The following is a 26,633-nucleotide window of genomic DNA, read 5'->3' as shown; positions in this document are numbered from 1 at the left end:
CCCAGCCGATCCCATCGGTCCGGCCTATTCGAGCCCATTTGATAGAGCGCGCCAGCCGCCGAGGCAACTATCGCGTTTTCAAGCGAGGTGGATACCGGCGCGCGTCAGAAAACGCGTCAATGCAAGGTGCGTTAGAGAGCCGCCGTCACATCCGCGCTGATTTGTGTTTCCACCGTGAACAGATCGGGCTCGACGGTGCCGGGCTGATGTTTTTCGCGCGCGGCGATGACGGGCGCGAAGAAACGGCGGTGGTGGACGCTGGGGCCCAAGCGGTCGAGCGCCTCGCGATGTTCCGGCACCGCGTAGCCCTTGTGGCTCTCGAACCCGTAGCCCGGGCAATCCAGCGCCAGCGCACACATCAGGCGGTCGCGCGTCACCTTGGCGATGATCGAAGCGGCCGCGATCGACATCACGATGCCATCGCCGCCGATCACGGCGTCGCAGTCGCATGGCGCCTCGATCCGGTCGCGGCCGTCGACGAACACATGTTTGGGGATTTCCGGTAAGCCCCGCACGGCCCGCGTCAGCGCCCACAGCGAGGCGCGCAGGATATTGTCGCGATCTATACGCGCCGGCGAGGCAAAGGCGACCGCAAACGACGAGGTCGCGCAAATCTCTTCGAACAGTTCCTCACGGCGCTCCGCCGTCAGCCGCTTCGAATCGTCGATGCCTTTGGGGATTCGCTTGGGATCGAGAATCACGGCGGCGGCCACCACCGGGCCGGCCAGGGGACCACGTCCGGCCTCGTCGCAACCGGCGATCGGCCAGACGCCGCGCTTGATCAGCGCGCGCTCGCGGCGAAAGCTCGGCGGCGCCACCGCGATCACGCCGTTCGGCAGTTTTGCCTGTTTGGCGACCGGCTTGGCCGCTGGCTTCTTGGACGACTTATCCCGAATCATGCCGGGATGGTGGGCAAGCACGCGCCAGCGCGCAACCGGGAACCGGGTGCAATTCCCGTTATTCAGTCACGACAGGTTGGCACTGACCCCTAATCCGCCAAATGCACCCGCCGGTCTTCGCCGACCTCGATGCCGGGGGCGACCACGACTTCCCAGGGATGATTGTCGGGATCGGCGAAATATCCGGAGTAGCCGCCATACGCCGTCTCATGCGCGGCCTTGAGCAGCGACGCGCCCTTGGCGATCGCGAAATCCAGTACGGTGTCGACTTCCTCGCGTGAGGCGCAATTCCACGCCAGCGTCACGCCGCGGAAGGTCTTGGGCCGCGGATGGTCCGGCAGCGTCGCGTCCTCTGCCAGCTGATCCCACGGAAACAGCCCGATCACGGGGCCGCCGGTGTCGAAGAAGGCGACCGCCTCGCCGGTCGAGCGAATTCTTCGCGCAAAACCCAGCGCTTCATAAAAAGCGATGCTGGCGCGCATGTTGCTGACGCCGAGCGTGATGACGGTCAGTCGCGGGATTGGGGTCTTCAACTCGTTACTCATCCTGCCGCTCCCTGGCACTCATTCGTAGCCCGGATGGAGCGCAGCGCAATCCGGGATAAGTCTCTCTACCGATGCCCCGGATTACGCTGCGCTCCATCCGGGCTACCAATCAAAACAAACTCAACTGCTGACCGTTTCGCTTCGGCTTGACGAAATGGTCGGTGGTCAGTTTCAGGCGCCGCTTGTTCAGTCCAAGCTTCTCGCAGGCGATTTCGAAGCGGCGTCCGATCATCCAGGCCATCGGCCCGGTTCCCTTCATCCGGGTTCCCCATTGCGAGTCGTAGTCGCGGCCGCCGCGCATGTCGCGGATCAGGGTGAAGACGTGGCGATAGCGGTCGGGATAATTCGCCATCAGCCATTCGCGGAAGAGATCGCGCACTTCCAGCGGCAGCCGCAGCAGGACATAACTAGCTTCTTTCGCGCCGGCATGCGCCGCGGCATCGAGGATGCGCTCGATCTCGGAATCGTTCAGCGCGGGGATCACGGGCGCGACCATCACGGTTGCCGGAATGCCGGCCTCCGCCAGTTGCCGTATCGCCTCCAGCCGCTTCGGCGGCGTCGAGGCCCGCGGCTCCATGGTGCGCGCGAGTTTGGCATCGAGCGTCGTCACTGACAGTGCGACCTTGACCAGATTGCGTTTTGCCATCCGCTGGAGGATGTCGATGTCGCGCGTCACCAGCGCCGATTTGGTGACGATGCCGACCGGATGGCCGGCACGCTCCAGCACCTCCAGAATGCCGCGCATGATCTTGTATTTGCGCTCGATCGGTTGATAGGGATCGGTGTTGGTGCCGATCGCGATCATGCGCGGTTCGTAGCCCGCCGCCGCCAGTTCCTTTTCCAGCAACTCCGGCGCATCGGGCTTGGCGAGCAGCTGAGTTTCAAAATCAAGTCCGGGCGACAGCCCGAGATAGGCGTGGGTCGGCCGCGCGAAGCAGTAGACGCAGCCGTGCTCGCAGCCACGATAGGGATTGATCGAGCGGTCGAAGCCGATATCGGGCGAGTCGTTGCGGGTGATGACCTTGCGCGAGGTGTCGAGCCCGACCGTGGTCTTGAACGGCGGCAGGTCTTCGAGGCTCTGCCAGCCGTCGTCGAAGGCGACGCGGGCCTCGGCCTCGAAGCGGCCGCTGTCGTTGGACTGGGCGCCGCGGCCGCGCCGCCGGTCGCGCTCGATCGCGACCGCCAGCTCAGGAAAAGGATTAGCACCCGCCGGTTCGGAGGGCGCCGTGACCGGCGGGTGCTTGAGGGCATGAGAGGATGCTCGGCTCATGCTTGGAACGTAACAGGTCTTTAGAACAAAGCAAGAACATCGATCGACAAATCCACACGAGAGCTGCCGCAAAAATCCGCATGCCAACGGATGTTTTGAATGTGACAAGGTGATAACAAACGGCGTTTTTCACCGTTTGAGCCAACGAAGCCTCTTTATGCTGAGCGTGATCATCCCCACTGAAGGCGTTGAACAGCCCGCCGTCGCCACCCTGGCGGCGCTGGTGCCGGGCGCCGCTGCCGGTTTGATCCGCGAAGTGGTGCTGGTCGACCGTTCCGCAAGCAGCGTGATCGAGCGGGTGGCCGACGTAGCCGGCTGCCGCTTCATGGCCTTCGAGGGGACCCGCGCCGCGGCGCTCGCCGCCGGCGCCCGCCAGGCGCGTTCACCCTGGCTGATGTTCCTGCACGCCGGCGCCGTGCTCGACTCGGGCTGGATCGAAGAGACCGCGCAATTCATACAGGGTGTAGCGGCCAGCGGCCGGCCCCGCGCCGGGATCTTCCGCTATGCCCGCTCGCCTTATTCCGATGCCAGTTTCCGCGATGGCCTCAAATTCATCGCCCGCATGGTTACGGGGCCCTCGGCGGAACAGGGTCTTCTCATTGCGCACGATCATTACGACCGGCTCGGCGGCTACCGGCCGGACGTCCGCCGTTCCGAAGCCCGGCTGCTGCGCCGGCTCGGCCGGCGCTCCCGCACCATGCTGCGCAGCCGGATCATGGTGGTAGCCTAGGCGCCTCCGGCGCGATGCACCGCGGGGCCAGACACAAAAATCGCGAAAACAACCCCATGCACAGTAGAAGGGACCGGGCTTGCACCAGAATATACTTGCCAAAGTCAAATAACTATCTGACAATGGCAAGTATCGAGGTGCGCCATGTCCGAGAATAATTCCGATGAAGCAGTCGCGGCGGTCCGCGCCTTCAACCGCTTCTACACCCGCAAGCTCGGCGTGCTCGACCAGCAACTCATGAAGAGCCCGTTCTCGCTCAGCGAGGCGCGGGTGCTGTACGAGCTCGCCTATCGCGAAGACCTCTCGGCCAAGGAGATCGGCGCCGAACTCGGGCTCGATGCCGGTTATCTCAGCCGGATCGTGCAAAACTTCGATGAGAATGGATTGCTCACCCGCAAGCCGCTGCCGGCGGACCGGCGGCAATTCCGGCTCGCCCTCACGGCCAAGGGACGCCAGACCTTCGCCCAACTCGAGCGCAGCATGCAGGACGACATCGGCGCGATGCTGGCCGCGTTGCCGCGCGGCGGCAGCCAAAAGCTCGTCGGCGCGATGGCCGAGATCGAGCGGCTGCTCGGCGAGTCGGGCGCGGCGGCGCCAGCGATCCTGCGCACCCACCGCCCCGGCGACATGGGCTGGGTGGTGCAGAGCCACGGCGCGTTCTACGCCAGCGAATATGGCTTTGACTCCTCGTTCGAAGCGCTGGTGGCGGAGATCGCGGCGAAATTCCTGACCTCGTTCGATGCCTCGCGCGAGCGCTGCTGGATTGCCGAGCAGGGCGGCGTCCAGGTCGGCTCGGTCTTTGTGGTCAAGCATAGCGACGATGTCGCCAAGCTGCGCCTGCTGCTGGTCGATCCGGCCGGGCGCGGCCAGCGATTGGGCCAGCGGCTGGTCGCCGAATGCGTCGCCTTCGCGCGGGCGACCGGCTATCGCAGGATGACGCTGTGGACCCAGAGCATCCTCGTCGCCGCCCGCAAGATCTATCAGGACGCCGGCTTTAAGCTGGTCGCGACCGAACCGCATCGAAGTTTTGGCCAAAGCCTTGTTGGCGAGACCTGGGAACGCGAACTGTGAAGCCGGGGCGTCGCGACACGCCGCGGCGCGTCACGCCGGACCTGCTCGAATTCTACATCAGGCGCGCCCATGAATTGCGCGACGAAGCGTGGCGCGACATGTGGCGCGGATTGTGGGCATTGCTGAAAGCGGTCATCGGACGGCGGTGATAATAATAAGTCCGTCATTCCGGGATGGTCCGAAGGACCAGACCCGGAATCTCGAGATTCCGGGTTCGATGCTGCGCATCGCCCCGGAATGACTGCCTAGACCGACGCGCCCTTGGCTTTCGGGCGGCGCAGATGTTCGTCGAGCCGCGGCATGATCTCGACGAAGTTGCAGGGCCGCGTGCGGTAGTCGAGTTGATGGGCGAGGATACCGTCCCAGCCGTCGCGGCAGGCGCCGGGCGAGCCCGGCAGGCAGAAGATGAAGGTCGCACCCGCAACCCCGGCGGTGGCGCGGCTCTGCACCGTCGAGGCGCCGATCTTGGCGTAGCTCAGCATGTGGAAGGCGGTGGAGAAACCGTCCATCCGCTTTTCGAACAGCGGCTCGACCGCCTCCGGCGTGACGTCGCGGCCGGTGAAGCCGGTGCCGCCTGTCGTGATAATGGCATCGACACCAGGATCGGCGATCCACCTTCGGATGATGACGCGGATCGCATCGACGTCGTCGACGATGATTTCGCGCGCCGCGAGATGATGGCCGGCGGCGACCAGCCGCTCCGCCAGCGTCGCCCCCGACTTGTCATCGGCAAGCGCGCGCGTGTCCGAGATCGTCAGCACGGCGATATTGAGCGGTACGAATTGTTTGGTTTCGTCAATGGAGGACATGATTTTTTCTTCTCGTCATGCCAGGCCCTGTGCCGGGCATCCACGTCTTAAAAGTCTCTCAAAAGCAAAGACGTGGATGGCCGGGCATAGCCGTCTGAAGGACGGCGTCGCTTCACTCGCCTATGCCCGGCCATGACGGTCAATGCTAATTCAACTCGCCGCGCTACATCGCCCCCACGGCAAACGTATTGCAGGACTGCACGGTGCCCTGCTTGTAGCCGGTCATGAACCATTGCTTGCGCTGTGCGGCGGAGCCGTGGGTGAATGAATCAGGCACCACCCTGCCCGTCGCCTTGCGCTGCAGCGTGTCATCGCCGATCGCGGTGGCCGTGGTCAGCGCGGCTTCGATATCGCCGGGTTCGACGAAGCCCGGACGTTTCTTTTCCTCGCGGTTGACCCAGACGCCGGACAGGCAATCCGCCTGCAACTCGACCTTGACCTGCAGCGCGTTGGCTTCCGCCTTGCTGCCGGCCTGCTCCTGCATCCGCTGCACGCGCGGCAGAATGCCGAGCAGGTTCTGGATGTGATGGCCGGCCTCATGCGCGATGATATAGGCGGTGGTGAATTTGCAGGAGCTACCCGAACAGCCGCGAAACTTCGTCTCGACGTCGCGGAAGAACGCGGTGTCGAGGAAGATCTGCTTGTCCGGCGGGCAGTAGAACGGCCCCATCGCCGACTGCGCCATGCCACAGCGCCCGCCATTGGTGGCGTTGCGGAACAGCACGATGCGCGGTCCCTTGTAGGTTTGCCCGCTGGCCTGGAAGATCTCGTTCCAGCGATCGTCGATCTCGCCGAGCACGCCGGCGATCATGCTGCCCATCTCGTCCTTGGGCGCGCCTGTGGTGGCCGGGCCCGACCTGCGGTCGGTCTGGTAGGTCGGCGCCTGCTGGCTGCCGCCGGTGAGAATTTCCGCGCCGCCGATCAGGATGCGCGGGTCGATGCCAAAGGCATAGCCGAGCAGGCCGAGCACGATGATGGTGCCGATGCCGAGCCCGCCACCGCCGCCCATCGGAATGCCGAAGCCGCCGCCACCACCGCCACCGCTGTCATCGCGACGGTCGTCGATAGAGTCGCTGCGACGGAAGTCATCGTAACGCATGGCGCAAATTCCTCATCCCGGCGGATTGCCCTTGGATACCCAACGCAGCACAGACGTAAAATTTCCATTCCATTAATCAATAACCCGCCCGGCAATTATTGCCTAGCGCCGTTTCCATTCCGATTGAATCGGAACGGGGCGCCAGATTCTTGATTTGACGCGTTTTCCTGACGCGAACCGGCATCCATCCCGCATCAAGTGCGGGACAGGCCTCGCTGGAAAACGCTTTAGTGCGCTTAAGCGCTAATCAGCCCAGGCAAATCTGTCTCAGCAGCAATACTGATTAAGTCGATTTTTACTTTGCCCGGTCAATGTAACGCCAGTCGGTTGTTTAGTCCCGCGTCGCCGACAGCGTCGCCTGAGTCAGAGTAATTGAGTCATGGTAGAGTCGCGTCGCGGGGCGTCTGCAAGGGCGCCCCGCACTAAATTCGAGTCCGAGTCGAACGTTCGTATCGTCGTAGGCGATTGCGTCGCCGAGATGTCGAAGCTTCCGGCAGGCTCCGTCGATCTGGTGTTCGCAGATCCTCCGTACAATCTGCAGCTCAAGGGCGATCTCAAGCGCCCCGACGAATCCCATGTCGATGCCGTCAACAACGACTGGGACAAGTTTTCATCCTTTGCCGCCTATGACGATTTCACCCGCGCCTGGCTGCTCGCCTGCCGCCGCGTCATGAAACCGTCGGCGACGCTGTGGGTGATCGGCTCCTACCACAACATTTTCCGCGTCGGCTCGATCATGCAGGACCTCGGCTTCTGGGTCCTCAACGACATCGTCTGGCGCAAGACCAATCCGATGCCGAATTTCCGCGGCCGCCGCTTCACCAATGCGCACGAGACCATGATCTGGGCGGCGCGCGACGAGAAAGCAAAAGGCTACACCTTCAACTATGAAGCCCTGAAGGCCGCCAACGAGGACGTGCAGGCGCGTTCCGACTGGCTGATTCCGCTTTGCACCGGCGACGAGCGCCTCAAGGGCGACGACGGCAAGAAAGTGCACCCGACCCAGAAGCCCGAGGGCCTTTTGGCGCGCGTGCTGCTGTCGTCGTCAAAGCCCGGCGATCTCGTGATCGATCCCTTCAATGGCACCGGCACCACCGGCGCCGTGGCAAAACGTCTCGGCCGCCGCTACATCGGCTTCGAGCGCGACAAGACCTATGCGAGCGCGGCCGAAGCCCGCATCGCGGCCATCGAACCGCTGCCCGAGGCGACGCTGGCGCCCTTCATGACCGCCCGCGACGCACCCCGTGTGGCGTTCTCCGAACTGATCGAGCGCGGCATGATCTCGCCCGGCACCAAACTGGTCGACTCCAAGAAGCGCCACGGCGCCCTGGTCCGCGCCGACGGCGCCATCATGCTCGGCGACAAGGTCGGCTCGATCCACCGCATCGGCGCGGTGGCCCAGGGCTCCGGCGCCTGCAACGGCTGGACCTTCTGGCACGTCGAGACCAAGAAGGGCTTGCGGCTGATCGACGAGCTGCGCGCCGAGATCCGCTCCGGGATGGCAGCGGGCTGACAGGCCGCTGCAGCTTTTTTCATCCTGCCTTCCGCATGGCCATGGCACCGCAACAAGCGAGATGGCAGCCCTGTGATTTACGCAGTCTGCCGCACCCTGTTTTGCCGTGATTCGCTACTATATTGATTGCTTGCTTAACCCATACAGGCCGCCATTTGCGGCCACAGCGAGCCGTCCGATGCGCTCCCAATCCGATTCATTACTGGTGTTGCCACTGCTGCCGATCTTTCTGATCGGCGTGCCCCCGATCCTGCTGTTCACCTTGCTGGGCTTTGCCGGCTTCGTCATCCTCGGCGTGCTCCTGATCTGCGTCGGCCTGACCGAGCGGTTGGAAGCGAACAGCGATTTCAACCAGCAGATCATCGTCCACGGCTATGCGCGCCGGTCGGAGCGGATGATTCAGGCGTCGAACTTGCACTCGGCCATTCGCTTCGCCACCATCATCGACCTGGCGGGTGCGGGATTGATCGTTGTCGGGCTGGTGGGCTTTTTCTACCTCGGCTGATCGGCTTCTACCTAAGCTGAGCGGCGCAATCTTTGCCGCACCGCCCCCTGCCTCACGGACTCGTCGGTTGCGACCCTTCCAAAAATTTGAGCATGGACATACCGCATTGCGGTAGGGTCACCCGCGCCCGGTTCGCAGCGCGTGCGTAAATTCGCAACAGGTTTTCCTGGCAGGCAAGAAGCAAAGGGAGTTTTCCAAAAATGCTCAAATTCTATTTCAACGGCTCGCCCAACCCGACCAAGATCGCGCTCTTCCTCGAGGAAGCCGGCATCGCCTTTGAACCTGTCGCGGTCGACACCCGCGCCGGCGACCAGTTCAAGCCGGAATACCTTGCCATCAATCCGAACGCCAAGGTGCCGGCGATCGACGACGACGGCGTCAAGGTGTTCGACTCTAACGCCATCCTGCTCTATCTCGCGGAAAAGACCGGCAAGTTTCTGCCTGCGAATACGGCGTCGAGCCGCGCCGAATTGCTGTCCTGGCTGATGTTCATCGCCACCGGCGTCGGCCCGTACAGTGGCCAGGCCGTCCACTTCAAGCACTTCTCGCCGGAGAAGATCGATTACGCCCATAACCGTTACCAGTTCGAGGCGCAGCGGCATTTCGCCATTCTCGACGAGCATCTGGCCAAGCGCCGCTATATGGTCGGCGATACCTACACCATCGTCGACATGGGCCTGTGGGGCTGGGCCCGCATGATCCCGTTGATCCTCGGCGAGGACGGCTTTTCGAAGTATCCCAACGTCAAGCGGCTGGTCGACGAAATCTCGGCGCGCCCCGCGGCGGCCAAGGCGATCGCGCTCAAGGACAAGTTCAAGTTCAAGGCGGAAATGGACGACGAGGCGCGCCGCAACATGTTCAAGCACCTCGCGGTGCGGGCGGCCTGATCCGGTCCGCAGCGTAGGGTGGGCAAAGGCGCTCTTGCGCCGTGCCCACCTTCTTCATCGAGCAAGGGTTGGTGGCCACGCTTACGCTTTGCCCACCCTACGGGCCGATCAAATCAGCACGGCAAAACGGCGCCCTTCGCGGGCGCCGTTTTCGTCTCACGCATTAGTCGATCGACGCCACCACCTCGATTTCGATCAACCAGCCCGGCCGCGCCAGGCGGCTGACGACCACGAGCGTGCTCGCCGGCGGCTTTTCCTTGTTCAGGTAGCGGTCGCGTATCGCCCGCATTTTCGGCAGGTCGTCCTGGCTGACCTCGGCGACCAGATAGGTGTTCAGCTTGACGATGTCGGCCATGGTGGCGCCGGCCGCTTCCAGCGCGAGTGTGAGGTTCTTGAACACCTGCTCGACCTGCGCCTCGAAATTGCCTTCGCCGACCATCTTGCCGGATGAGTCGGCCGAAACCTGACCCGCCACATAGACCAGCGTGCCCTTGTTGACCTTGGCGACGTGCGAATAGCCGGTCGGCGGCGGCAGCGTCGCCGGGCTGAAGATTTCCTTGCTCATATCGATCTCCCTTTATTATTTCCGCCAGAACGGCTTGCCGATCTCGTGCGTGATTTCGCCCCGGCAGAGTCCGATATCCGTTAACTCGCGCACGCTCATGACAGAGAGTTGACGCCGGACGCGGCGGCGCTCCCGCCAGTCCCGGACGAGAGCGATGATAGCCGCGATGAAGGTCGGCGTCGAACCGGCCAGCGCTGGATGTAGTCCGCGACGCCGGTCGCCGGCGCAGACATTGCTCAACGCCTCAACCCGCAAGCTTCCTCTCCCTGGGAAACGGCCCCAAAACCCGCTCGCACAGGGTCGAGTCCTGGTACTCCCGAATTTCTTGGATCTTGCCGTCCGTGATCCGGTAGATCAGGCAATAATGATTGTCATAGCGCTCGCCGGCGTGGGTCACCATGTCGCCCCGCGCCTCCACCACGACCCATTCATCATCAGCGATAAACCGAAACGGAACGGTGCGGCGATGCTTTAACAAGGACGAGACATAGCCGTGGAGGTCGCGAAGCACGGATTCCTTGCCGTGAAAGGTCTGCGACCAGGAATACTGGCCCGTCACGATCATGGTGACGTCAGCGGCCAGGGAATTGGCGAACGAAGTACGGTCGCCGGCGGCAACGCCGGCAAAAATCGTCTCCATCAGTTTTTTATTGTCGGCGGCGCTCATGGGCGGCTTCTCCTGTGATCTGATGTTTCAGATCATCGCTCGCCCTAGCGCATTCTTCCAATCGATGGGAGATATGATATATATTCACCCAATGAATTTGAAATCGCTTGACCTCAATCTGCTGGTCGCGCTCGACGCGCTGCTGCTGGAAGCCAATGTCAGCCGGGCGGCGATGCGGATCGGGCTGTCACAGCCGGCCGCCAGCCACGCGCTGCAGCGGCTGCGCGACCTGATCGGCGATCCCTTACTGGTGCGTAACGGCGCCCGCATGGAACTGACGCCCCGCGCGCAGGCGTTGCGCGGCCCGCTGGCGCAGGCGCTCGACCAGGTGCGGTCCCTGTTCGTCCCAGACGACTTCGACGCCGCGCGCAGCGAACGGCATTTTCGCCTGATGATGCCGGACCTCGCCGTCGAACTGCTGATGCCGTCGCTGATGGCAAAGATCACCAAGGCTGCGCCGAACGTCCGCATCGACGTGGTGCCGTGGCGGAGTTCTGCGATCATCACCGCCGAATTCGCCCGCACCCTCGATATGGTGATCTCGATCGGCGACGCCTTCCGCGGCTTTCATCGCCAGCGCCTTTACACCGACAGCGACGCGCTGGCGGTGCGGCGCGGCCATCCCGCCGCGGCCAAGCTGAAAACGCGCGACGGCTTCCTGAACGCGCGGCATGTCGCGGTTGTCATCCGCGGCCAGAGCGAGGATCTGATCGACATCTGGCTGCGGCCCAAGGGCATCGAACGGAAGATCGCGCTGGTCGTGCCCGGCTATATCGAGGCGCTGCATGTCACCGCGCGCACGGATCTGGTCGCCTTCGTGCCGCGCCGCCTGATCGGCGCGTTGTCGAAGCAATTGTCGCTCGTAGCCATCGTGCCGCCATTCGATCCCGGGATCGACGAGCAGTTCATGTTCTACCCGACCCGCGCCCAGATGGACCCCGGCTCGATCTGGCTGCGCAACATCATGCTCGGCATCGGCCGCGAGATGGAGCGGGAGAAGCGGAAGGTGGCGTAGCTCTCACTTGTCGTCCCGGCGAAGGCCGGGACCCATACTCCGCGGCGTCAATTGAGGAAGGCAACTGCCAGAATGCGCTAACGATAGGACACGGCGTATGGGTCCCGGCCTTCGCCGGGACGACGCAAATTCTTGCTCACACCTTCTCTTCCGCCAGCGCCTTCTGCACCGCCGGGCGATCCGCCATCCGCTTGCGGTGATCGGCCACCTTCGGCAGGGTCGAAATGTCCACGCTGTCGCCTTCCAGCCATCCGGCCAGCGTAAACAGATAGGGGTCGCAGATCGTGTAGGTCTCGCCCATCACCCACGGCCCCTTCAACATGCCGCGCTCGATCAGCGCAAAACTGGCGCCGACGGATTGCGGGACCTTGCGCTTCATGTCGGCGAACGAGGACTCCTCCGTCGCCCAGCGCGCGCCGCGCATCTTGTGGGCATGGTTGGTATGCACCGTGGAACACAGGTAGCTGTTGAAGGACTGCACTTGCGCAAACGCATAGGCGTCCTCGAACGGCGCCAGTTTTGCCTTCGGAAAACTCTGCGCGATGAACGCCAGCATCGCCGGCGTCTCGGTCAGGATGCCCCGATCGCTCACCAGCGACGGCACACGGCCTTTCGGGTTGATCGCGAGATATTCCGGGCTGTTTTGTTGATTGGTTTTGAAATCAATCCGCTCGGTGGTGTAGTCGGCGCCGGCCTCGGCCAGCGTGATATGCGAAGCGAGCGCGCAGGTGCCGGGGGCATAATAGAGCTTGAGCATGATGATCCTCACGGGGGAAGCCGGAGATTAACGCCAAGCTCTCCCGCCGTCCATCCCGGGCGGGCTCGCGAGTTCACGCCGGGCGCGGCTGCAGCTTTCCGTCGATATAGACGCTGACAATCGTCTCGTCGGCGGGATAAAACTCGGGCGCCACCGCCTGGATCTGAGCCTGGATGCACTTCCACGCACCGTTCTCGAACAGATAGGTATCGGTATAAGTGGTCATACCGGTCACTTCGTTGCCGTCGCGGCGGCGGGTGGCCTTGTTGGTGGAGCGCACCAGCGCCACATCGCCGATGACGGTGATGAGTTCATCGCGGACATCCCAGTACGGGATGACCTTCGGGTCGAAGGCAGTCGCCCAATACTTCAGATATGTCGCCCGATCCCATCGCTGGCCTGTGGGCCAGATGTTGATGAAGCGCGGATGAAGTATCGCGTCGTGCGAGGCCACGTCGTTGGTGATGAAATTATGGATGAAGCGGGCGTTCAATGCGCGCAATTCGTCCATCGTCTCGGCGGATTGATCCTTACGTGTAGCGAGTTGCATCGTCATCTCCTCTGGTTTTGTCAGAGCGCCATCGTGCGCGCCATCTCTGCGGTGGCGTCATCAGCCGGGAAAAAGCATTCGATCTTGATCTGTTGCAGCGCCGCGTCGGTCGGCATCGCGAGCGTCGTAAAGGTGGAAAAGAACGCGAGCCGGAAATCACCCTTGGCGAGTTGCATGATCATCACGGGCGAACTGGCCTGCGAATAGCGGGGAAGCCGCCATTCGGCCGGCAGCCCGGGATAGGCCATGATCTCGTCGAACAGACGGGCGGCCGCACGGCTGCCCTGCGCGACGTCGCGGTGCAGGATCTGGATCATCTGGCCGGCGAACTCCTCCCAGTTCACGATGAACTGCCGCAGTCCTTTTGGATGGAAAACGACGTGCATGGCGTTGTCGGCGATGCCGGCTTCCATCCGGTAGGAATCGCGAAACGGCTTGAGCAGGCGCGCGGACCCCTGGTTGCGCATCCGAACGTCCCAGTGCCCGTCGACCACGATCCCCGGATACGGCTCCTGCTGCCGCAGCATGAAATCCAGCGCCTGCTGCACCGGCTGCAGATTTTCGGCCGCCAGCCCCTTGTCGCCATAGGGCGGCACGAAGCCCGCCGCGACGTGCAAGGCATTGCGCTCCTCCAGCGGCAGATCGAGCGCGCTGCCGAGCAGTTGCACCATCTCGCGGCTCGGCTGCGACCGGCCGGTTTCCAGAAAGCACAGATGCCGCGCCGATACATTGGCGTCACTTGCCAGTTCGATCTGGGTGAGTCTGCGCACGTTGCGCCAATGCTTCAGCAGGTTGCTGAAATGCCCGGACGTGGTATCCTGCAAATCCTGTACTGGTGTGCCCATGTGCCGCAATCTAGACCATCAGGTCAGAACGGCAATTACCTCCGATGTAAGTGACACGCCGACAGCTCCTTGCCAGACTTGAGCATGCCTTTGATCGTGCGGGGAAGCATTCATGGACGGCAACGCAATCAAGGAAGTCGTGACGCAGTACATGGCGGCATGGAACGAGCCGGAGGCTGCAGCCCGGCAGGCGCTGCTTGAGCAATGCTGGAGCGACGGCGGCGTCTATCTCGATCCCAGGGTCTCGCTGACGGGACGGGACGAACTCGCCCGCCACATCGCCGCGATGCAGGCCTCGCGGCCCGGTGCGCGGCTGGAGTTCATGAGCGGCATCGATGTGCACCACAACGTGTTCCGCGTCCTCTGGCGCCTGGTGCGCGAGGACGGCAGCTGCGGCGACGTTTCGATCGATTTTGGCGAGGTCGGCCCCGATGGCCGGGTGGTCAAGAACATCGGCTTTTTCGGCGCGCCGCCCGCGCTGCCGTAAGGTCTCGGGAGGGGAATTCCTGCCGGCTTTTCGCAGTTGCCCCCTGCCGCCCCTCATGTCATGACGCCCTTGCTGTAACAGGGGCGTAGACATGACCGTACTCATCGCCGGCGGTGGCATCGGTGGGCTGACGCTGGCGCTCAGCCTGCACCAGATCGGCGTTCCCGCACGCGTCTTTGAAAGCGTGCCGGAACTGCGGCCGCTCGGCGTCGGCATCAACGTGCTGCCGCATGCGGTGCGCGAGCTGATCGAGCTCGGCCTGCACGACCGGCTCGATGCGGCCGCCGTCCGCACCAAGGAACTGGCGTATTTCTCCAAGCACGGCAAACCGATCTGGAGCGAGCCGCGCGGCGTCGAGGCCGGTTACAAATGGCCGCAATTCTCGATCCACCGCGGCACGCTGCAGCAGATCCTGCTCGACGCCGCGACCGAACGGCTCGGAAAAGAGAACATCCTCACCAGCCATCACCTCACCGGCTGGACCGAGACGGATAGCGGCGTGCGCGCCGAATTCATCGACAAGGCAACCGGTAAATCTGCCGGGAGCCATGATGGCAAATTGCTGATCGCGGCCGACGGCATTCATTCGGCGATCCGCGAAAAACTTTATCCGCAGGAAGGCCCGCCGATCTGGAACGGCCGCATCCTGTGGCGCGGCATCACCACCTCAGACGCCTTCCTGTCCGGCCGCACCATGATCATGGCCGGTCATGAGATCCTGAAGTTCGTCTGCTATCCGATTTCGAAGGCGCCGGACGCCTCAGGCAAATTCAACATCAACTGGGTGGCCGAGCGGCACATGCCGCCGACCTATCAGTGGCGCCGCGAGGACTATAACCGGACCGCTGACCTCAACGAGTTCCTGCCCTGGTTCAAGGACTGGAAGTTCGACTGGCTCGACGTGCCCGGCCTGATCCGCGATTGCCCGCACGCCTACGAATATCCGCTGGTCGACCGCGATCCGATCCCGCAATGGACGTTCGGCCGGGTCACATTGATGGGCGACGCCGCGCATCCGATGTACCCGATCGGCTCCAACGGCGCCTCGCAGGCGATTTTGGATGCCCGCGTGATCACCCGCGAAATCCTGGCGCACGGCCCGACCAACGCCGCGCTCACAGCCTACGAGGCCGAGCGCCGGCCCGCGACTACCGATCTTGTCATGCTGAATCGGCGCAACGGGCCGGAACAGGTGATGCAGATGGTCGAGGAACGCGCGCCCGACGGCTATGAGGTCGTCACCGACGTGCTGTCGCTGCAAGAGCTGGAAGACATCGCCGCCAATTACAAGCGCGTCGCCGGTTTTCAGGTCGAAGGCCTCAACGCCAAGCCGCCGATCGTCCAGCTGCCTGCGCGATAGTTGATTTCGAGAGCTGGCTGATTACACGTCATTGCGAGCGAAGCGAAGCAATCCATCGCGCGGCAAAGCGGATAGATGGATTGCTTCGTCGCTGGCGCTCCTCGCAATGACGGAGATGCACTGGTGTCGCGCACCACTACCGATTAAGCTTCGCGGTCTCGACCAGTCGCGCGCTGGTCGTGGCTGTCGCCAGCACGGTGCCGTCTTCAGACATCAGCCTGCCCTCGACAAAGGCGATGGTCTTGCCAAGCTGCATCACGGTCGCTTCACCAACAATCTTGCCTGGCTTGGCCGGGGTTAGAAAATTCACGGTCATGGTGATGGTCGCGGTGTAGAGTTTTCCGTCGGTCATCGCGAACACCGCCGGCCCCATGGTGTCGTCAAGCATCGCGGAGAGAATGCCGCCCTGGACGAAACCGGCCGGGTTGCAGAAATCCTTGCGGCCGTCGAAGCCGATCCGGACCCAGCCTTTCTCGGGGCGTGCATCGAGCAGGTGCCAGCCGAGCAGCTTTGAGGATGGCGGGGGCGTGAGATGGTCGAGCGCGGTTGCGATCATGGGAACCTCCTGATCGCAATGTTCTAGCGGAGGCCTGCTGCCAGCATGGTGTCAGCAGACAAACGCTCGTTCCCAAGACAGTGGACTACTTAAGCGCACGAGACCTCTGTCTCATCGCTCCATTTTCGAGATACACAACCCCGTTCGGGGCCGAACTGCTGATGAACTCAGCGACAAAGGCGCGCCCGATATCGTCCTGCTCAATCGTGCCAAAAGGTCCCGGAATCAGACGCCCCAACCAGGCCACATAGCGCGGCGTGTGAGCATTGCCCGCGATAATTCCCGGACGAAAAATCGCGAGGCGTTGGAAGCCTATCCCTTGAACCGTCTCTTCTTTCAACCCCATGACCCGCACATAGCGAATCCTGCTTTTCGCGGTGCTTCCCACTGCCGAGAGCAGTGAAAACCGTGTGATACCTCCGGCCTGACAACCGCGGGCAAAGCCACCCACCACGCCAATTTCGAGGGCCTTTAATGCCTCCTCGCTCCACTTCAAGCTGCCTTTGCCGACACCAACACAGGATGCCCCATAGACAGGATCGCCTTGCGCAACCATGCTCTGCGCAAGCTTGGTCACTTCTGCCGGAAACTGAGCAGCTGCCGTTTCCAGGACCACCTGCCGCACACGGGGATCAGCGCTCAGCGAAATCGCCCTGCGATTGACCATCACGACTCCTGCGCAGGACGGCTCTGCAGCCAGCGCGCGCACCACCGCAGCTCCCACCTGCCCCGTGCCACCGATGATCAAGACACGAAATACCATTTTAGGCCTTTTACTGTTTGGCGCTCCATCCACAGCGGGATTTGGCGATGGCTTGCTAGAGATTTAGCCCGTGCGCGATCGCCTTGCGCATGACATTGGGCAGCGCTTCGCCAGCGAGCGTCGCGATCGGCACCCAGCGCATTCCCTCGGGCGGTCGCGTCCGCGCGGCCACCTTCGCCGTGTAGATCACCAGCTCAAGCGGAAAATGCGTGAAGACATGCGTCACCACCCCCACCTTGCGATGCCATTTGGCGATGCCCTTGAGGGCAGGCGCCTGCTGCAACGCCGCCTTGTCGTCCTGTCCGGTGAGCCAGTCCGAGCCCGGGACTTCGGTCATGCCGCCAAGCAGGCCTTTTTCCGCGCGGGTGCGAACCAGCAATTCATCGCCCCGCGTGACGATGAAAGCCGCGCCGCGGCGCATCGTTCCCGTCTTCTTCGGCGCTTTGCGCGGAAAAATCTCCTGATCGCCGCGTGACCGTGCCAGGCAATCGTCGTTCAGCGGACACAGCACACATGCCGGTTTCTTCGGTGTGCAAATCGAAGAGCCCAAATCCATCAGAGCCTGCGCGCTGTCCCCGGCACGAGAAGGACCCAGCAACGTTGCTGCGAGTTGCTGGATCAACGGTTTGGCCTGCGGCAACGGTTCCTCGACCGCAAACAGCCGCGACACCACGCGCTCGATATTGCCGTCGACCGGCATGGTTCTGATGTCGAAAGCGATCGCCGAAATCGCCGCCGCCGTGTACGGCCCGATGCCCGGCAGTGCGCGCAGGCCCTCCTCGGTATCCGGAAACACCCCGCCATGGTCGCGCAGCACCGCCACCGCGCAGGCGTGCAGATTGCGCGCCCGCGAATAGTAGCCGAGCCCGGCCCACATCCGCAGCACGTCATCGAGCGAGGCCCGGCCAAGGGCCGCGACATCGGGCCAGCGCGTGACAAACTTCAGGAAATACGGCCCGACCGTTTTGACGCCGGTCTGCTGCAGCATGATTTCAGACAGCCACACCCGATACGGGTCCGCGCGCGCCCCCGCCGGCGGTCGCCACGGCAGCACGCGGCGATGGCGGTCGTACCAATCGAGCAGCAACGCGGGACGGCCGGGAGTTGCCCTTGGCGCATCGCGTGGTTTGATCTTGGCCGCTGCAATGGAATTCATGCGAACACTCTAATAGCTGGACACCAATCTCTCCACGTCATGCCCGCGCTTGTCGCGGGCATCCACGTCTTTCTTCTTTGGGAGTCCAAGGCGTGGGATGGCCGCGCATGGGAGCGCGGAAGCGACGCCGTCCTTCAGACGGCTATGCCCGGCCATGACGATGTGGCAGTTCCTGCCGAGAACCGCCACGTGCTATAAGCCCCCATGGCAAAACCCGGCCCGATCTCGGCAAAACCGCTTTCTGTCCTGCTCGGCGACGTGTTTTCCGACGCCTATGCCAAGCAGGGGTTCGCCGCGCGCGAACTGGTGACGCGCTGGGCCGAGATCGCGGGCCGCGAGATCGCGGCCCATTCCGAGCCGCTGAAGATGCAATGGCCGCGGCCGGTCGAGGGCAAGCCGCAGGAACCGGCCACCCTGGTGCTGCGGGTGGAAGGCCCGATGGCGCTGGAAATCCAGCATTCCTCCGACGTGATCCTGGAACGGGTCAACCGCTTCTTCGGCTGGAGCGCGGTCGGACGGCTGGCGCTGCGGCAGGCGCCGCTGTCGCGCCGGGACCGGCCAAAACCGTCCCGCGCGCCGGACCCGAAGGCGGTCGCCGAGATCGCCAAAACGCTGTCCTCGGTCGAGGATGACGAATTGCGCGACGCGCTGGCGCGGCTCGGTGCCTCGATCAAGCGAAATTGAGCCTGTCGCGCGCCCGGCCCGCGGCAACCAGCCATTGCCACAATTATCGTTTCAAGCTACGCGAAGGCTCGTTTTTCGTACTTCTTCGGGCGTGAACGCGCCAATCGGGAGCCGACCTTGATCATCACGCGCCGCGCCTTCACCGCCGCCCTTTCGCTGACCGGGCTTGCCGCCCTCGCCGGCTTCTCGCCGCTGCGGCTGATCAATGACGCGCTGGCGCAGGGCGCCGCCGACGTCGCCAAGCCGCAGTCGCTGCCGGACATGGCGCTCGGCCCGGCGAATGCCTCGGTCACCATCACCGAATACGCCTCGATGAGCTGCTCGCATTGCGCAGCGTTCACGGAGCAGGTGTTCCCGAAGATCAAGTCGGAATTCATCGACACCGGCAAGATCCGTTTCGTGTTCCGCGAATTCCCGCTCGACATCAAGGCCGCCGCCGGTTCGATGCTGGCGCGCTGCATCGCCAAGGACGACGCCCCGAAATATTTCGCGGTCGTCGACCTCCTCTTCAAGCAGCAGAACGACTGGGTGCTGAAGAACACCACCGAGACGCTGATCCGGATCGGTAAGCAGGCCGGCCTCACGCAAGCGGCGGTGGAAGATTGCCTCAAGGACCAGAAGCTGCTCGACAAGATCGCGGCCGACCAGAAATACGCCGCCGAAGTGCTGAAGGTGCAGTCGACGCCGACCTTCTTCATCAATGGCGAGATGATCAAGGGCGAGCAGAGCTTCGAAGAGTTCAGCAAGCGCATCAATTCGATGCTGAAGAGCTGATCGGCGCGCCGGAGCCTTTTCCGTTCCGATGGAATCGGAACGGGGCTCTCGATTTTTGTTTTGACGCGTTTTCTTCACGTGAACCGGCATCCACTTCGCTGGAAAACGCTCTACGGACGTCAAATCCCTGTTGAAAACCTGATTCGTCCACCGGATTCGTACGGGCCCGTAAGCCCTGCAAAAACCTCGACAAAAGGCTTGGGAAAAGCCCTCCGTCCCGTTGCCCTTCGGCCCCGGCCTCGCCATTGTCGCAGGCCATAAGAGCCGCAACGCGCGACTCGTCCACACACCGACATTGCCTTCTATGGTATTGTCACGGCAGGGAGATTCGCGCCCGGCCAACAGAGAATCGTGTTCATGAAACTCACGCGCCTCCGCCTTCATGGTTTCAAGTCGTTCGTTGAACCCACTGACTTCATGATCGAGCCGGGCCTGACCGGTGTGGTCGGGCCAAACGGCTGCGGCAAATCCAACCTGGTCGAGGCACTGCGCTGGGCGATGGGCGAGACCTCGCACAAATCGCTGCGCGCCGCCGACATGGATGCGGTGATCTTTGCCGGTTCCGGCAACCGTCCGGCGCGCAATCACGCCGAAGTGGTGATGACGATCGACAATGCCGATCGCTCGGCGCCGGCGGCGATGAACGATCGCGAGATTCTGGAAATTTCCCGACGCATCGAGCGCGAAGCGGGCTCGGTCTATCGCATCAACGGCCGTGACGTGCGCGCCCGTGACGTGCAGATCCTGTTTGCCGATGCCGCCACCGGCGCGCGTTCGCCGGCACTGGTTCACCAGGGCAAGATCGGCGAAATCATTCAGGCCAAGCCCGAACAGCGCCGCCGCGTGCTGGAAGACGCCGCCGGCGTCGCCGGGCTGCACGCCCGCCGCCATGAAGCCGAATTGCGGCTGCGGGCGGCTGAGACCAACCTCACCCGCGTCGAGGACGTGATCGGCCAGCTCTCCGGCCAGGTCGACGGGCTGAAGAAGCAGGCGCGGCAGGCGATCCGGTTCCGCGAAGTCGCCGCCAAGGTGCGCAAGGCCGAGGCCACGCTGTTCCATCTGCGCTGGCTGGAAGCCAATACCGACGTGGCGGAAGCCGCGCGCACCCATGACCTCAACGTGCGCGAGATGGCTGAACGCACCCGTGAACAGGCCGAAGCGGCCCGTATCCAGGCGATCCGCGCCTCCGAACTGCCGGCGCTGCGCGAGGGCGAAGCCCGCGCCGCGGCCGGACTGCAACGCCTGACCAATGCGCGCGAGCTGCTCGACCGCGAGGAAGAGCGCGCGAAAGAGCGTGTCGCCGAACTCGACCGCCGCCTGACCCAGTTCACCGCCGACATTGCGCGCGAACAGCAGCAGACCTCGGACGCCGAAGTCGCATTGCAGCGGCTCGACACCGAAGATTCCGAAATCAAGGAAGAGATCAAGTCGCGCGTCGAGAAGCGCAGCGGCGTCGATGAACGCGTCTCCGAAGCGGAAGCGACGCTGGCCGCCGCCGAGCGCATGTTCTCGGAACTGACGACGGTGCTGGCCGACCTCACCGCCAAGCGCAACCAACTCGAGGCCGGCGTGCGCACCCATCGCGACCGCCTCGCCCGGCTCGACCAGGAAATCGCCAACGTCCAGAGCGAGGAGCAAAAGCTCGCGCAGGAAACCGGCAATCTCGGCGACATCGACGCGCTTGCCGGCGCCATGGAGACCGCGCAGGAAACGCTCGCCGCTTCCGAAGCCGCGGCGCAGGCCAACGAGGCCGGCCACGTCGCCGCGCGTGCACGGCTGGAAGCGTCCCGTTCGCCGCTGGCGGAAGCCGACAAGCGCGTGCAACGGCTTGAGACCGAAGCGCGCACGATTTCAAAGCTGGTCAATGGCGAGACCAAGAATCTGTGGCCGCCGATCATCGATGGCGTCACCGTCACCAAGGGCTATGAGAAGGCGCTTGGCGCCGTGCTCGGTGACGACCTCGACGCGCCGATCGATCCGTCCGCGCCGATGCGCTGGACCAATGCGGGTGCAACCTTCGACGATCCGGCGTTGCCCGCGGGCGTTGAAGCGCTTGCCGCCCATGTCGAAGCGCCGTCCGAACTGGCGCGCCGTCTGGCGCAGATCGGCGTCGTCGCCAAGGAGCGCGGCGCGGAACTGGTGTCACAACTGAAGACCGGCCAGCGGCTGGTGTCGCTGGAAGGCGACGTCTGGCGCTGGGACGGCTTTGTCGCCGCCGCCCACGCCCCGACCGGCGCCGCACGGCGCCTCGCCGAACGCGCCCGCCTGGTCGATATCGAAAACGAACTGGAGCAGGCCCGCGCAGATGCTGCCGCCAAGCGGCAGGCGCTGGAAGACGCCGAGAGCGAATTGAAGGCGGCATCGGGCGCCGAGTCTGCTGCCCGTGACGCCTGGCGCGCCGCGCAGCGCGAGGCCGATGCCGCGCGCGAACGCCATGCCGCGACCGAACGCGAGATCAATCGCCACGCCGCGCGCAAAGCGACGCTGACGGAAGCCCATACTCGCCTCGCCGCCGACCGCGCCGAGGCCGACGCCGCGCACGAGAACGCCAATGCGGCGCTGGCCGAGCTGCCGCCGAGCCTCGAGACCGAAACCAGGCTCTCCACCGTTCGCTCCGACATCGAGGGCCAACGCCGCTTCGCCGCGCAAGTGCGTGCCGAAGCGCAGGCGCTGGCGCGAGAGGCTGAACTGGCCGACCGCCGCGTGCAGGCGATCCTCGCCGAGCGCACCGAATGGCAGAACCGCAAGCAGAGCGCGGCCTCGCAGGTTTCCACCATCGAAGCCCGCGTCACCGAAGTGACCGCAGAGCGTGCCGAGCTCGAAGACGCTCCGGCGCTGTTCGCCCAGAAGCGCCGCGCGCTGATCAGCGAGATCGAGTCCGCCGAAAGCGCGCGCCGCGTCGCCGCGGACGCGCTCGCCGCCGCCGAGAGCGTGATGGCGGAGACCGACCGCGAGGCAAAGGCTTCGCTGGAAGCGCTCTCCAGCGCCCGCGAGGCGTGCGCCCGCGCCGAGGAACGCATGGACGGCACCAAGCGCCGTCTCTCCGACATCGAGCGCGAAATCCACGACATGCTCGAAGTCGAGCCGCATGCCGTGGCGGCTCTGGCCGAGATCGAGCCGGGCGCGGAATTGCCGCCGCTCGCCGAGATCGAGGAAAACCTCGAAAAGCTGCGCCGCGACCGCGAGCGGCTCGGCGCGGTCAATCTGCGCGCCGAGGAAGAGCTGCGTGAAGTCGAGACCCAGCACACGGCATTGACCACCGAACGCGACGACCTCGTCGAAGCCATCAAGCGGCTGCGCCAGGGCATCCAGAGCCTCAATAAAGAGGCGCGCGAGCGGCTCCTGACCTCGTTCGAAACCGTCAACGAGCACTTCAAGCGGCTGTTCACCGAATTGTTCGGCGGTGGCGAAGCCGCATTGCACCTGATCGAGAGCGAAGATCCGCTCGAAGCCGGCCTCGAAATCATCGCCAAACCGCCCGGCAAGAAGCCGCAGACGCTCTCGCTGCTGTCGGGCGGCGAGCAGGCGCTGACCGCGCTGGCGCTGATCTTTGCGGTGTTCCTCACCAACCCGTCGCCGATCTGCGTGCTGGACGAAGTCGACGCGCCGCTCGACGACCACAACGTCGAGCGGTTCTGCAACCTCTTGCATGAAATGACGTCCTCGACCGAAACCCGCTTCATCATCATCACGCATAATCCGATCACGATGGCGCGGATGAACCGGCTGTTCGGCGTCACCATGGCCGAACGCGGGGTGTCGCAACTGGTCTCGGTCGGCCTCGACGATGCGGTGAAGATCCTCGACCAGCACGTGGCGTGAGATCACTCACGCCGCCCTGTTGACGTCATCATCCGCGAAGGCGGATGATCCAGTACGCCGTGCCGTTTGTGTGGCTGACGGCCCCCTCGGAATACTGGATGCCCCGCTTTCGCGGGGCATGACAAGGGATAGATGACCTCACCCGACCTCCCCGCCGAACTCAAAGCCGCGCTCGACGCCAAGCTGCGCGGTTTTTCGCGGAGCGACGCGGCGGAACGCTCGGCGTTGATCTCGAAAAACTACCGCGATGGCGGCGGCTCCGGCACGATCCGGTCGGAGACCGATGCACTGGCCTATGCGCTGGCGCGGATGCCGGCGACCTATGCCGCGGTCACCGCCAGCCTGAATGCGCTCGGTGAAATCCGTCCCGATTTTGCGCCCAAAACCCTGCTCGATATCGGCGCCGGGCCGGGCACGGCGAGTTGGGCGGCAGCGGAAGCATTTTCCTCGCTGCGAGGCTTTACCCTGCTCGACGCCAACGACACGTTGCGCAAGCTGGCGCTCGATCTGGTCAGCGAGAGTTTTCGCCTGCGCGAACTCCATTACGAGCGGGGCGAGGCCCGCAACGCCCTGATCAAGGCTGATGCCGCCGACCTCGTCGTCGCCAGCTACATGATCGGCGAACTCAGCGCCGCCGAACAGAACGCGCTGGCCGTGCTGATGTGGGAAAAGACCCGCGACACGCTGCTGGTGGTCGAGCCCGGCACACCGGCGGGTTATGCGCGGATCATCGCGCTGCGCGAGCGCTTGATCGCGGCCGGCGCGCATGTCGCCGCCCCCTGCCCGCACGACGGAACATGTCCGCTTGCCGCGCCGGACTGGTGTCATTTCACCCAACGCCTGCAACGCTCGCGCGCGCACAAGCAGGTCAAGGGCGCCGAACTGCCGTTTGAGGACGAAAGATTCGCCTATGTGGCGCTGACGCGCGCGCCGTTAGCGGCGCGCCCGGCCCGGGTGCTGGCGCAGCCGGTCCTCTCCAAGGTCGAAGTCACGGCCAAGCTTTGTACCCCGGCCGGTCTGGTCCTCAGCCGGACGCCCCGCCGCGCCAAGGCGCATTATGCCCTGGCCCGGCGCTGGCGCTGGGGGGATGCGGTGGTGGAACAAACGCGTCGTCCCGGCGAAGGCCGGGACCCATAGCCACCGGCGCTAATCGTAAAAGGAAGATGTTGGCCAGCGAGCCAAACGAGAGGCCGCGGCGTATGGGTCCCGGCCTTCGCCGGGACGACGGAAGCTTGAACTTATCCATCGCTCGTTTCGACTAAACAAAGCCCCCACGTCGCGGCGGGCTGCCGCACGCCCCGGTTTTCGTCTAGGTTCCACACTTTCTTCGCCTCATCAGGAGTTGTTTGCCATGTCGACGAGCTGGATCGTTATCGGCGTCATTGTCATTCTCGTGCTGTTCGCCATCGGCGCGTATAACCGCCTGGTCGCGCTAAGCCAGCGTGTCGGCCAGGCCTTTGCCGACATCGACGTCCAGCTCAAGCAGCGCCACGATCTGATCCCGAACCTGGTCGAGACCGTAAAGGGCTACGCCAGCCACGAGCGCGGCACACTCGACGACGTGATCAAGGCCCGCAACTCCGCGATGTCGGCGCAAGGGCCGGCGCAGATCGGCGCCGCCGAGAACCAGCTGAGCGGCGCGCTCGGCCGCCTGATCGCGCTGTCGGAGGCCTATCCGGACCTCAAGGCCAACGCCAATTTCCAGCAGCTCGCCGGCGAACTGTCCGACCTCGAAAACAAGATCGCCTCGAGCCGCCGCTTCTTCAACAACGCGGTTCAGGAATACAACACCGGCATCCAGCAGCTGCCCGCCGCGCTGTTCGCCGGCATGTTCGGCTTCACCAAAAAGGAATTCTTCGATCTCGGCGCCAGCCGCACCGAAGTCGAGGTCGTGCCGACCGTGAAGTTCTAACGGCCGCGACATTCCAGCGAGAAGCAGCACATCATGGCCGCGTACGGGCTCTACACGCATATCGCATCGAACAAGTTCCGTTCGATGCTGCTGCTCGCCGGCCTGTTCCTGCTGATCTACGTGCTGGTCTATGCCGGCGCGCTGCTCGCGGAAGTCGTGATCCGCAGCGACCGCTCGGTCGATTATTATTTGCGGGCCGCGGGGCGAGATCTGGTCACGGCCTTCCCCTATGCGACCGGCATCGCGGCGCTGTGGATCGTGATCGCCTATTTCTTCCATCAGAACATGATCGACGCCGTCACCGGCGGCGAGGACGTGACGCGAAAGCAGCAGCCCCGGCTCTATAATCTCCTGGAAAACCTCTGCATCTCGCGCGGCATTCCGATGCCGAAGCTGAAGGTGATGGACAGCCCGGCGCTGAACGCATTCGCGAGCGGCCTTAACCGCCGGCAATACGCCATCACCGTCACCACAGGGCTGCTGAGAACGCTCAACGATCAGGAGATCGAGGCGGTGCTGGGCCACGAGCTGACCCATATCCGCAACGGCGACGTGCAGCTGATGGTGATCGCGGTCATCATCGCCGGCGTGGTCGGCTTCTTCGGCGAATTGTTCTTCCGGATGTTCACCAACCTGTCGTGGAATTCGTCCGGCGGATCGTGGTCATCCTCGTCCTCGCGTTCGTCGTCCTCTTCGTCCTCGGACAGCGACAACAAGAGCTCCGGCGGCGGTGCGATCATCGTCGTCATTATCGCGGTCGCGCTGATCCTGCTGGCCTGGCTGCTGTCGCAGGTGGTCAAACTGGCGCTGTCGCGGTCGCGCGAATTGCTGGCCGATGCCGGCTCGGTCGAACTGACCAGGAACCCGGACGCCATGATCACGGCGCTGCGCAAGATCGAAAATCGGGGCGAACTTCCCGGCGCCACCTCGGCTGTGATGGAACTGTGCTTCGACAATCCCCGCGAGGGATTTGCCGATCTGTTCGCGACCCATCCGTCGGTGGATTCGCGGGTCAAGGCGCTGGTGCAGTACGCCGGCGGCCGCGATCCCGGCCCGCTGGCCCTGCCTGACGAGGCCGACGACGAGCCGGAGGATCAGGCGGAACCGCAGTCGGCGGATCAGCTGGCGCCCCCGGTCCCCCACGGTCCGTGGAGCGATGCCGCAGCGCCCGCGGGCCTGCCGCAAGGTCAGCGGCAGGGCGCACGACAGGGTCCTCGCTGGGGACCCTGGGGCCGGCACAGCTGAGCCCTCGGTACGGCGACATTAACGAATTACCTACGAATAACGCCGGTGCGGGCTCAAGGAATTGAATTCTCCCTTGTTTCTGCCATGTTCGCGCCCAAACAGGTATATGGGGACCTGCCGATCGCTCCCGCGATCGGGGGCGCGTAG

Annotated in this window: 29 protein-coding genes; 15 read left to right on the top strand and 14 right to left on the bottom strand. The window is 64.0% G+C overall.

The features are described 5' to 3' along the window. Window positions 1-131: 131 nt before the first annotated feature. The 3 genes from JQ567_RS19390 to JQ567_RS19380 all read right to left on the bottom strand — a co-directional run bounded on the left by JQ567_RS19390 (window position 132) and on the right by JQ567_RS19380 (window position 2,714). Window positions 132-899 carry a ribonuclease HII gene (locus JQ567_RS19390; RefSeq protein WP_212440301.1) on the bottom strand — a complete coding sequence of 256 codons (768 nt, stop codon included), beginning with the start codon at window positions 897-899 and terminating at the stop codon, window positions 132-134. A gap of 89 nt (window positions 900-988) precedes the next feature. Continuing rightward, window positions 989-1,444, bottom strand: a complete 456-nt coding sequence (locus JQ567_RS19385; protein ID WP_212440300.1) for a VOC family protein — start codon at window positions 1,442-1,444, stop codon at window positions 989-991. Window positions 1,445-1,553: 109 nt separating this feature from the next. After that, window positions 1,554-2,714, bottom strand: coding sequence for a PA0069 family radical SAM protein (locus tag JQ567_RS19380; protein ID WP_212440299.1), 1,161 nt, complete (start codon window positions 2,712-2,714; stop codon window positions 1,554-1,556). 157 nt (window positions 2,715-2,871) lie between these two features. Here JQ567_RS19380 and JQ567_RS19375 point away from each other — a divergent pair, with 157 nt between their 5' ends. The 3 genes from JQ567_RS19375 (at window position 2,872) to JQ567_RS19365 (ending at window position 4,664) form a co-directional block, all read left to right on the top strand. After that, window positions 2,872-3,444, top strand: coding sequence for a glycosyltransferase (locus tag JQ567_RS19375; protein WP_212440298.1), 573 nt, complete (start codon window positions 2,872-2,874; stop codon window positions 3,442-3,444). 144 nt (window positions 3,445-3,588) lie between these two features. Beyond that, window positions 3,589-4,515, top strand: coding sequence for a helix-turn-helix domain-containing GNAT family N-acetyltransferase (locus JQ567_RS19370; protein ID WP_212440297.1), 927 nt, complete (start codon window positions 3,589-3,591; stop codon window positions 4,513-4,515). Beyond that, window positions 4,512-4,664: an RSP_7527 family protein gene (locus tag JQ567_RS19365; protein WP_212440296.1), complete on the top strand. Its 153-nt coding sequence runs from the start codon at window positions 4,512-4,514 to the stop codon at window positions 4,662-4,664. The genes JQ567_RS19370 and JQ567_RS19365 overlap by 4 nt, the downstream gene beginning before the upstream one ends. A 96-nt stretch (window positions 4,665-4,760) precedes the next feature. Here the strand turns inward: JQ567_RS19365 and moaB are convergent, their stop codons facing one another. Together moaB and JQ567_RS19355 are read right to left on the bottom strand one after the other, a co-directional pair. Further along, entirely contained in the window at window positions 4,761-5,324 is a 564-nt protein-coding gene (moaB, locus tag JQ567_RS19360) for a molybdenum cofactor biosynthesis protein B (protein WP_212440295.1), read from the bottom strand. A gap of 163 nt (window positions 5,325-5,487) precedes the next feature. Further along, entirely contained in the window at window positions 5,488-6,423 is a 936-nt protein-coding gene (locus tag JQ567_RS19355; protein WP_212440294.1) for a neutral zinc metallopeptidase, read from the bottom strand. 379 nt (window positions 6,424-6,802) lie between these two features. Here JQ567_RS19355 and JQ567_RS19350 point away from each other — a divergent pair, with 379 nt between their 5' ends. The 3 genes from JQ567_RS19350 to JQ567_RS19340 all read left to right on the top strand — a co-directional run bounded on the left by JQ567_RS19350 (window position 6,803) and on the right by JQ567_RS19340 (window position 9,328). Further along, window positions 6,803-7,936 (top strand): site-specific DNA-methyltransferase, encoded by a 1,134-nt coding sequence (locus JQ567_RS19350; protein WP_212035442.1) that lies wholly within the window; start codon window positions 6,803-6,805, stop codon window positions 7,934-7,936. 178 nt (window positions 7,937-8,114) lie between these two features. Further along, on the top strand, window positions 8,115-8,441 hold the full coding sequence (locus JQ567_RS19345; RefSeq protein WP_212294558.1) for a hypothetical protein: 327 nt from the start codon (window positions 8,115-8,117) through the stop codon (window positions 8,439-8,441). Between the two features lie 200 nt (window positions 8,442-8,641). Beyond that, window positions 8,642-9,328 carry a glutathione S-transferase family protein gene (locus JQ567_RS19340; protein ID WP_212211014.1) on the top strand — a complete coding sequence of 229 codons (687 nt, stop codon included), beginning with the start codon at window positions 8,642-8,644 and terminating at the stop codon, window positions 9,326-9,328. Between the two features lie 163 nt (window positions 9,329-9,491). Here the strand turns inward: JQ567_RS19340 and JQ567_RS19335 are convergent, their stop codons facing one another. From JQ567_RS19335 to JQ567_RS19325, 3 genes are read right to left on the bottom strand one after another with little or no spacing between them, the layout of a single operon-like run. Beyond that, window positions 9,492-9,893, bottom strand: coding sequence for a RidA family protein (locus JQ567_RS19335; RefSeq protein ID WP_212440293.1), 402 nt, complete (start codon window positions 9,891-9,893; stop codon window positions 9,492-9,494). Between the two features lie 15 nt (window positions 9,894-9,908). After that, on the bottom strand, window positions 9,909-10,148 hold the full coding sequence (locus JQ567_RS19330) for a DUF1127 domain-containing protein (RefSeq protein WP_249165555.1): 240 nt from the start codon (window positions 10,146-10,148) through the stop codon (window positions 9,909-9,911). Continuing rightward, window positions 10,138-10,560, bottom strand: a complete 423-nt coding sequence (locus JQ567_RS19325; protein WP_212440292.1) for a nuclear transport factor 2 family protein — start codon at window positions 10,558-10,560, stop codon at window positions 10,138-10,140. The genes JQ567_RS19330 and JQ567_RS19325 overlap by 11 nt, the downstream gene beginning before the upstream one ends. Before the next feature lie 91 nt (window positions 10,561-10,651). Here JQ567_RS19325 and JQ567_RS19320 point away from each other — a divergent pair, with 91 nt between their 5' ends. Next, on the top strand, window positions 10,652-11,575 hold the full coding sequence (locus JQ567_RS19320) for a LysR family transcriptional regulator (protein ID WP_212440291.1): 924 nt from the start codon (window positions 10,652-10,654) through the stop codon (window positions 11,573-11,575). A 136-nt stretch (window positions 11,576-11,711) separates the two neighbouring features. Here JQ567_RS19320 and JQ567_RS19315 read toward each other — a convergent pair whose 3' ends face one another. The 3 genes from JQ567_RS19315 to JQ567_RS19305 form a co-directional block, all read right to left on the bottom strand. Further along, window positions 11,712-12,332: a glutathione S-transferase family protein gene (locus JQ567_RS19315; RefSeq protein WP_212440290.1), complete on the bottom strand. Its 621-nt coding sequence runs from the start codon at window positions 12,330-12,332 to the stop codon at window positions 11,712-11,714. A 73-nt stretch (window positions 12,333-12,405) separates the two neighbouring features. Then, window positions 12,406-12,882, bottom strand: coding sequence for a nuclear transport factor 2 family protein (locus tag JQ567_RS19310; protein WP_212440289.1), 477 nt, complete (start codon window positions 12,880-12,882; stop codon window positions 12,406-12,408). 20 nt (window positions 12,883-12,902) lie between these two features. Next, a complete protein-coding gene (locus JQ567_RS19305; RefSeq protein WP_212440288.1) occupies window positions 12,903-13,727 on the bottom strand; it encodes a helix-turn-helix domain-containing protein in 825 nt (274 codons plus the stop codon). A 112-nt stretch (window positions 13,728-13,839) separates the two neighbouring features. Here JQ567_RS19305 and JQ567_RS19300 point away from each other — a divergent pair, with 112 nt between their 5' ends. Next, window positions 13,840-14,214: a nuclear transport factor 2 family protein gene (locus JQ567_RS19300; protein ID WP_212440287.1), complete on the top strand. Its 375-nt coding sequence runs from the start codon at window positions 13,840-13,842 to the stop codon at window positions 14,212-14,214. 91 nt (window positions 14,215-14,305) lie between these two features. Beyond that, entirely contained in the window at window positions 14,306-15,574 is a 1,269-nt protein-coding gene (locus JQ567_RS19295) for a flavin-dependent oxidoreductase (protein WP_212440286.1), read from the top strand. 136 nt (window positions 15,575-15,710) lie between these two features. Here JQ567_RS19295 and JQ567_RS19290 read toward each other — a convergent pair whose 3' ends face one another. The 3 genes from JQ567_RS19290 to mutY form a co-directional block, all read right to left on the bottom strand. Further along, on the bottom strand, window positions 15,711-16,130 hold the full coding sequence (locus JQ567_RS19290; RefSeq protein WP_212440285.1) for a PaaI family thioesterase: 420 nt from the start codon (window positions 16,128-16,130) through the stop codon (window positions 15,711-15,713). Between the two features lie 85 nt (window positions 16,131-16,215). After that, window positions 16,216-16,893, bottom strand: coding sequence for a hypothetical protein (locus JQ567_RS19285; RefSeq protein ID WP_212440284.1), 678 nt, complete (start codon window positions 16,891-16,893; stop codon window positions 16,216-16,218). Window positions 16,894-16,948: 55 nt separating this feature from the next. Then, window positions 16,949-18,049, bottom strand: coding sequence for an A/G-specific adenine glycosylase (mutY, locus tag JQ567_RS19280; RefSeq protein ID WP_212440283.1), 1,101 nt, complete (start codon window positions 18,047-18,049; stop codon window positions 16,949-16,951). Between the two features lie 204 nt (window positions 18,050-18,253). Here mutY and JQ567_RS19275 point away from each other — a divergent pair, with 204 nt between their 5' ends. The 6 genes from JQ567_RS19275 to JQ567_RS19250 all read left to right on the top strand — a co-directional run bounded on the left by JQ567_RS19275 (window position 18,254) and on the right by JQ567_RS19250 (window position 26,486). Next, on the top strand, window positions 18,254-18,733 hold the full coding sequence (locus JQ567_RS19275) for a DUF721 domain-containing protein (RefSeq protein ID WP_212440282.1): 480 nt from the start codon (window positions 18,254-18,256) through the stop codon (window positions 18,731-18,733). 117 nt (window positions 18,734-18,850) lie between these two features. Further along, window positions 18,851-19,507, top strand: a complete 657-nt coding sequence (locus JQ567_RS19270; RefSeq protein ID WP_212440281.1) for a DsbA family protein — start codon at window positions 18,851-18,853, stop codon at window positions 19,505-19,507. 357 nt (window positions 19,508-19,864) lie between these two features. Continuing rightward, window positions 19,865-23,329, top strand: a complete 3,465-nt coding sequence (gene smc, locus JQ567_RS19265; protein ID WP_212440280.1) for a chromosome segregation protein SMC — start codon at window positions 19,865-19,867, stop codon at window positions 23,327-23,329. Between the two features lie 132 nt (window positions 23,330-23,461). Beyond that, window positions 23,462-24,466: a small ribosomal subunit Rsm22 family protein gene (locus tag JQ567_RS19260; RefSeq protein ID WP_212440279.1), complete on the top strand. Its 1,005-nt coding sequence runs from the start codon at window positions 23,462-23,464 to the stop codon at window positions 24,464-24,466. Window positions 24,467-24,680: 214 nt separating this feature from the next. Beyond that, window positions 24,681-25,241 (top strand): LemA family protein, encoded by a 561-nt coding sequence (locus tag JQ567_RS19255; RefSeq protein ID WP_212033237.1) that lies wholly within the window; start codon window positions 24,681-24,683, stop codon window positions 25,239-25,241. Window positions 25,242-25,274: 33 nt separating this feature from the next. Next, window positions 25,275-26,486 (top strand): M48 family metallopeptidase, encoded by a 1,212-nt coding sequence (locus JQ567_RS19250; protein ID WP_212440278.1) that lies wholly within the window; start codon window positions 25,275-25,277, stop codon window positions 26,484-26,486. The last annotated feature ends 147 nt before the right edge of the window (window positions 26,487-26,633 follow it).

Origin of the sequence: Bradyrhizobium sp. AUGA SZCCT0431, assembly GCF_018131065.1 — a bacterium.
Lineage (GTDB): Bacteria > Pseudomonadota > Alphaproteobacteria > Rhizobiales > Xanthobacteraceae > Bradyrhizobium.
Note: the sequence above shows the minus strand (reverse complement) of the source record. Positions and strands in the feature narration are given on the sequence as shown.

What these genes read in the sequence shown, in the direction of transcription:
- JQ567_RS19345 (WP_212294558.1), top strand. Translation starts at nt 8,115, where the DNA reads ATGCGCTCCCAATCCGATTCATTACTGGTGTTGCCACTGCTGCCGATC.
- JQ567_RS19305 (WP_212440288.1), bottom strand. Translation starts at nt 13,727, where the DNA reads ATGGGCACACCAGTACAGGATTTGCAGGATACCACGTCCGGGCATTTC.
- JQ567_RS19285 (WP_212440284.1), bottom strand. Translation starts at nt 16,893, where the DNA reads ATGGTATTTCGTGTCTTGATCATCGGTGGCACGGGGCAGGTGGGAGCT.
- JQ567_RS19255 (WP_212033237.1), top strand. Translation starts at nt 24,681, where the DNA reads ATGTCGACGAGCTGGATCGTTATCGGCGTCATTGTCATTCTCGTGCTG.
- JQ567_RS19290 (WP_212440285.1), bottom strand. Translation starts at nt 16,130, where the DNA reads ATGATCGCAACCGCGCTCGACCATCTCACGCCCCCGCCATCCTCAAAG.
- JQ567_RS19325 (WP_212440292.1), bottom strand. Translation starts at nt 10,560, where the DNA reads ATGAGCGCCGCCGACAATAAAAAACTGATGGAGACGATTTTTGCCGGC.
- JQ567_RS19335 (WP_212440293.1), bottom strand. Translation starts at nt 9,893, where the DNA reads ATGAGCAAGGAAATCTTCAGCCCGGCGACGCTGCCGCCGCCGACCGGC.
- JQ567_RS19310 (WP_212440289.1), bottom strand. Translation starts at nt 12,882, where the DNA reads ATGCAACTCGCTACACGTAAGGATCAATCCGCCGAGACGATGGACGAA.
- JQ567_RS19300 (WP_212440287.1), top strand. Translation starts at nt 13,840, where the DNA reads ATGGACGGCAACGCAATCAAGGAAGTCGTGACGCAGTACATGGCGGCA.
- JQ567_RS19295 (WP_212440286.1), top strand. Translation starts at nt 14,306, where the DNA reads ATGACCGTACTCATCGCCGGCGGTGGCATCGGTGGGCTGACGCTGGCG.
- JQ567_RS19355 (WP_212440294.1), bottom strand. Translation starts at nt 6,423, where the DNA reads ATGCGTTACGATGACTTCCGTCGCAGCGACTCTATCGACGACCGTCGC.
- JQ567_RS19275 (WP_212440282.1), top strand. Translation starts at nt 18,254, where the DNA reads ATGGCAAAACCCGGCCCGATCTCGGCAAAACCGCTTTCTGTCCTGCTC.
- JQ567_RS19340 (WP_212211014.1), top strand. Translation starts at nt 8,642, where the DNA reads ATGCTCAAATTCTATTTCAACGGCTCGCCCAACCCGACCAAGATCGCG.
- JQ567_RS19385 (WP_212440300.1), bottom strand. Translation starts at nt 1,444, where the DNA reads ATGAGTAACGAGTTGAAGACCCCAATCCCGCGACTGACCGTCATCACG.
- JQ567_RS19390 (WP_212440301.1), bottom strand. Translation starts at nt 899, where the DNA reads ATGATTCGGGATAAGTCGTCCAAGAAGCCAGCGGCCAAGCCGGTCGCC.
- smc (WP_212440280.1), top strand. Translation starts at nt 19,865, where the DNA reads ATGAAACTCACGCGCCTCCGCCTTCATGGTTTCAAGTCGTTCGTTGAA.
- JQ567_RS19260 (WP_212440279.1), top strand. Translation starts at nt 23,462, where the DNA reads ATGACCTCACCCGACCTCCCCGCCGAACTCAAAGCCGCGCTCGACGCC.
- JQ567_RS19320 (WP_212440291.1), top strand. Translation starts at nt 10,652, where the DNA reads ATGAATTTGAAATCGCTTGACCTCAATCTGCTGGTCGCGCTCGACGCG.
- JQ567_RS19375 (WP_212440298.1), top strand. Translation starts at nt 2,872, where the DNA reads ATGCTGAGCGTGATCATCCCCACTGAAGGCGTTGAACAGCCCGCCGTC.
- JQ567_RS19350 (WP_212035442.1), top strand. Translation starts at nt 6,803, where the DNA reads ATGGTAGAGTCGCGTCGCGGGGCGTCTGCAAGGGCGCCCCGCACTAAA.
- JQ567_RS19315 (WP_212440290.1), bottom strand. Translation starts at nt 12,332, where the DNA reads ATGCTCAAGCTCTATTATGCCCCCGGCACCTGCGCGCTCGCTTCGCAT.
- JQ567_RS19380 (WP_212440299.1), bottom strand. Translation starts at nt 2,714, where the DNA reads ATGAGCCGAGCATCCTCTCATGCCCTCAAGCACCCGCCGGTCACGGCG.
- JQ567_RS19370 (WP_212440297.1), top strand. Translation starts at nt 3,589, where the DNA reads ATGTCCGAGAATAATTCCGATGAAGCAGTCGCGGCGGTCCGCGCCTTC.
- mutY (WP_212440283.1), bottom strand. Translation starts at nt 18,049, where the DNA reads ATGAATTCCATTGCAGCGGCCAAGATCAAACCACGCGATGCGCCAAGG.
- moaB (WP_212440295.1), bottom strand. Translation starts at nt 5,324, where the DNA reads ATGTCCTCCATTGACGAAACCAAACAATTCGTACCGCTCAATATCGCC.
- JQ567_RS19250 (WP_212440278.1), top strand. Translation starts at nt 25,275, where the DNA reads ATGGCCGCGTACGGGCTCTACACGCATATCGCATCGAACAAGTTCCGT.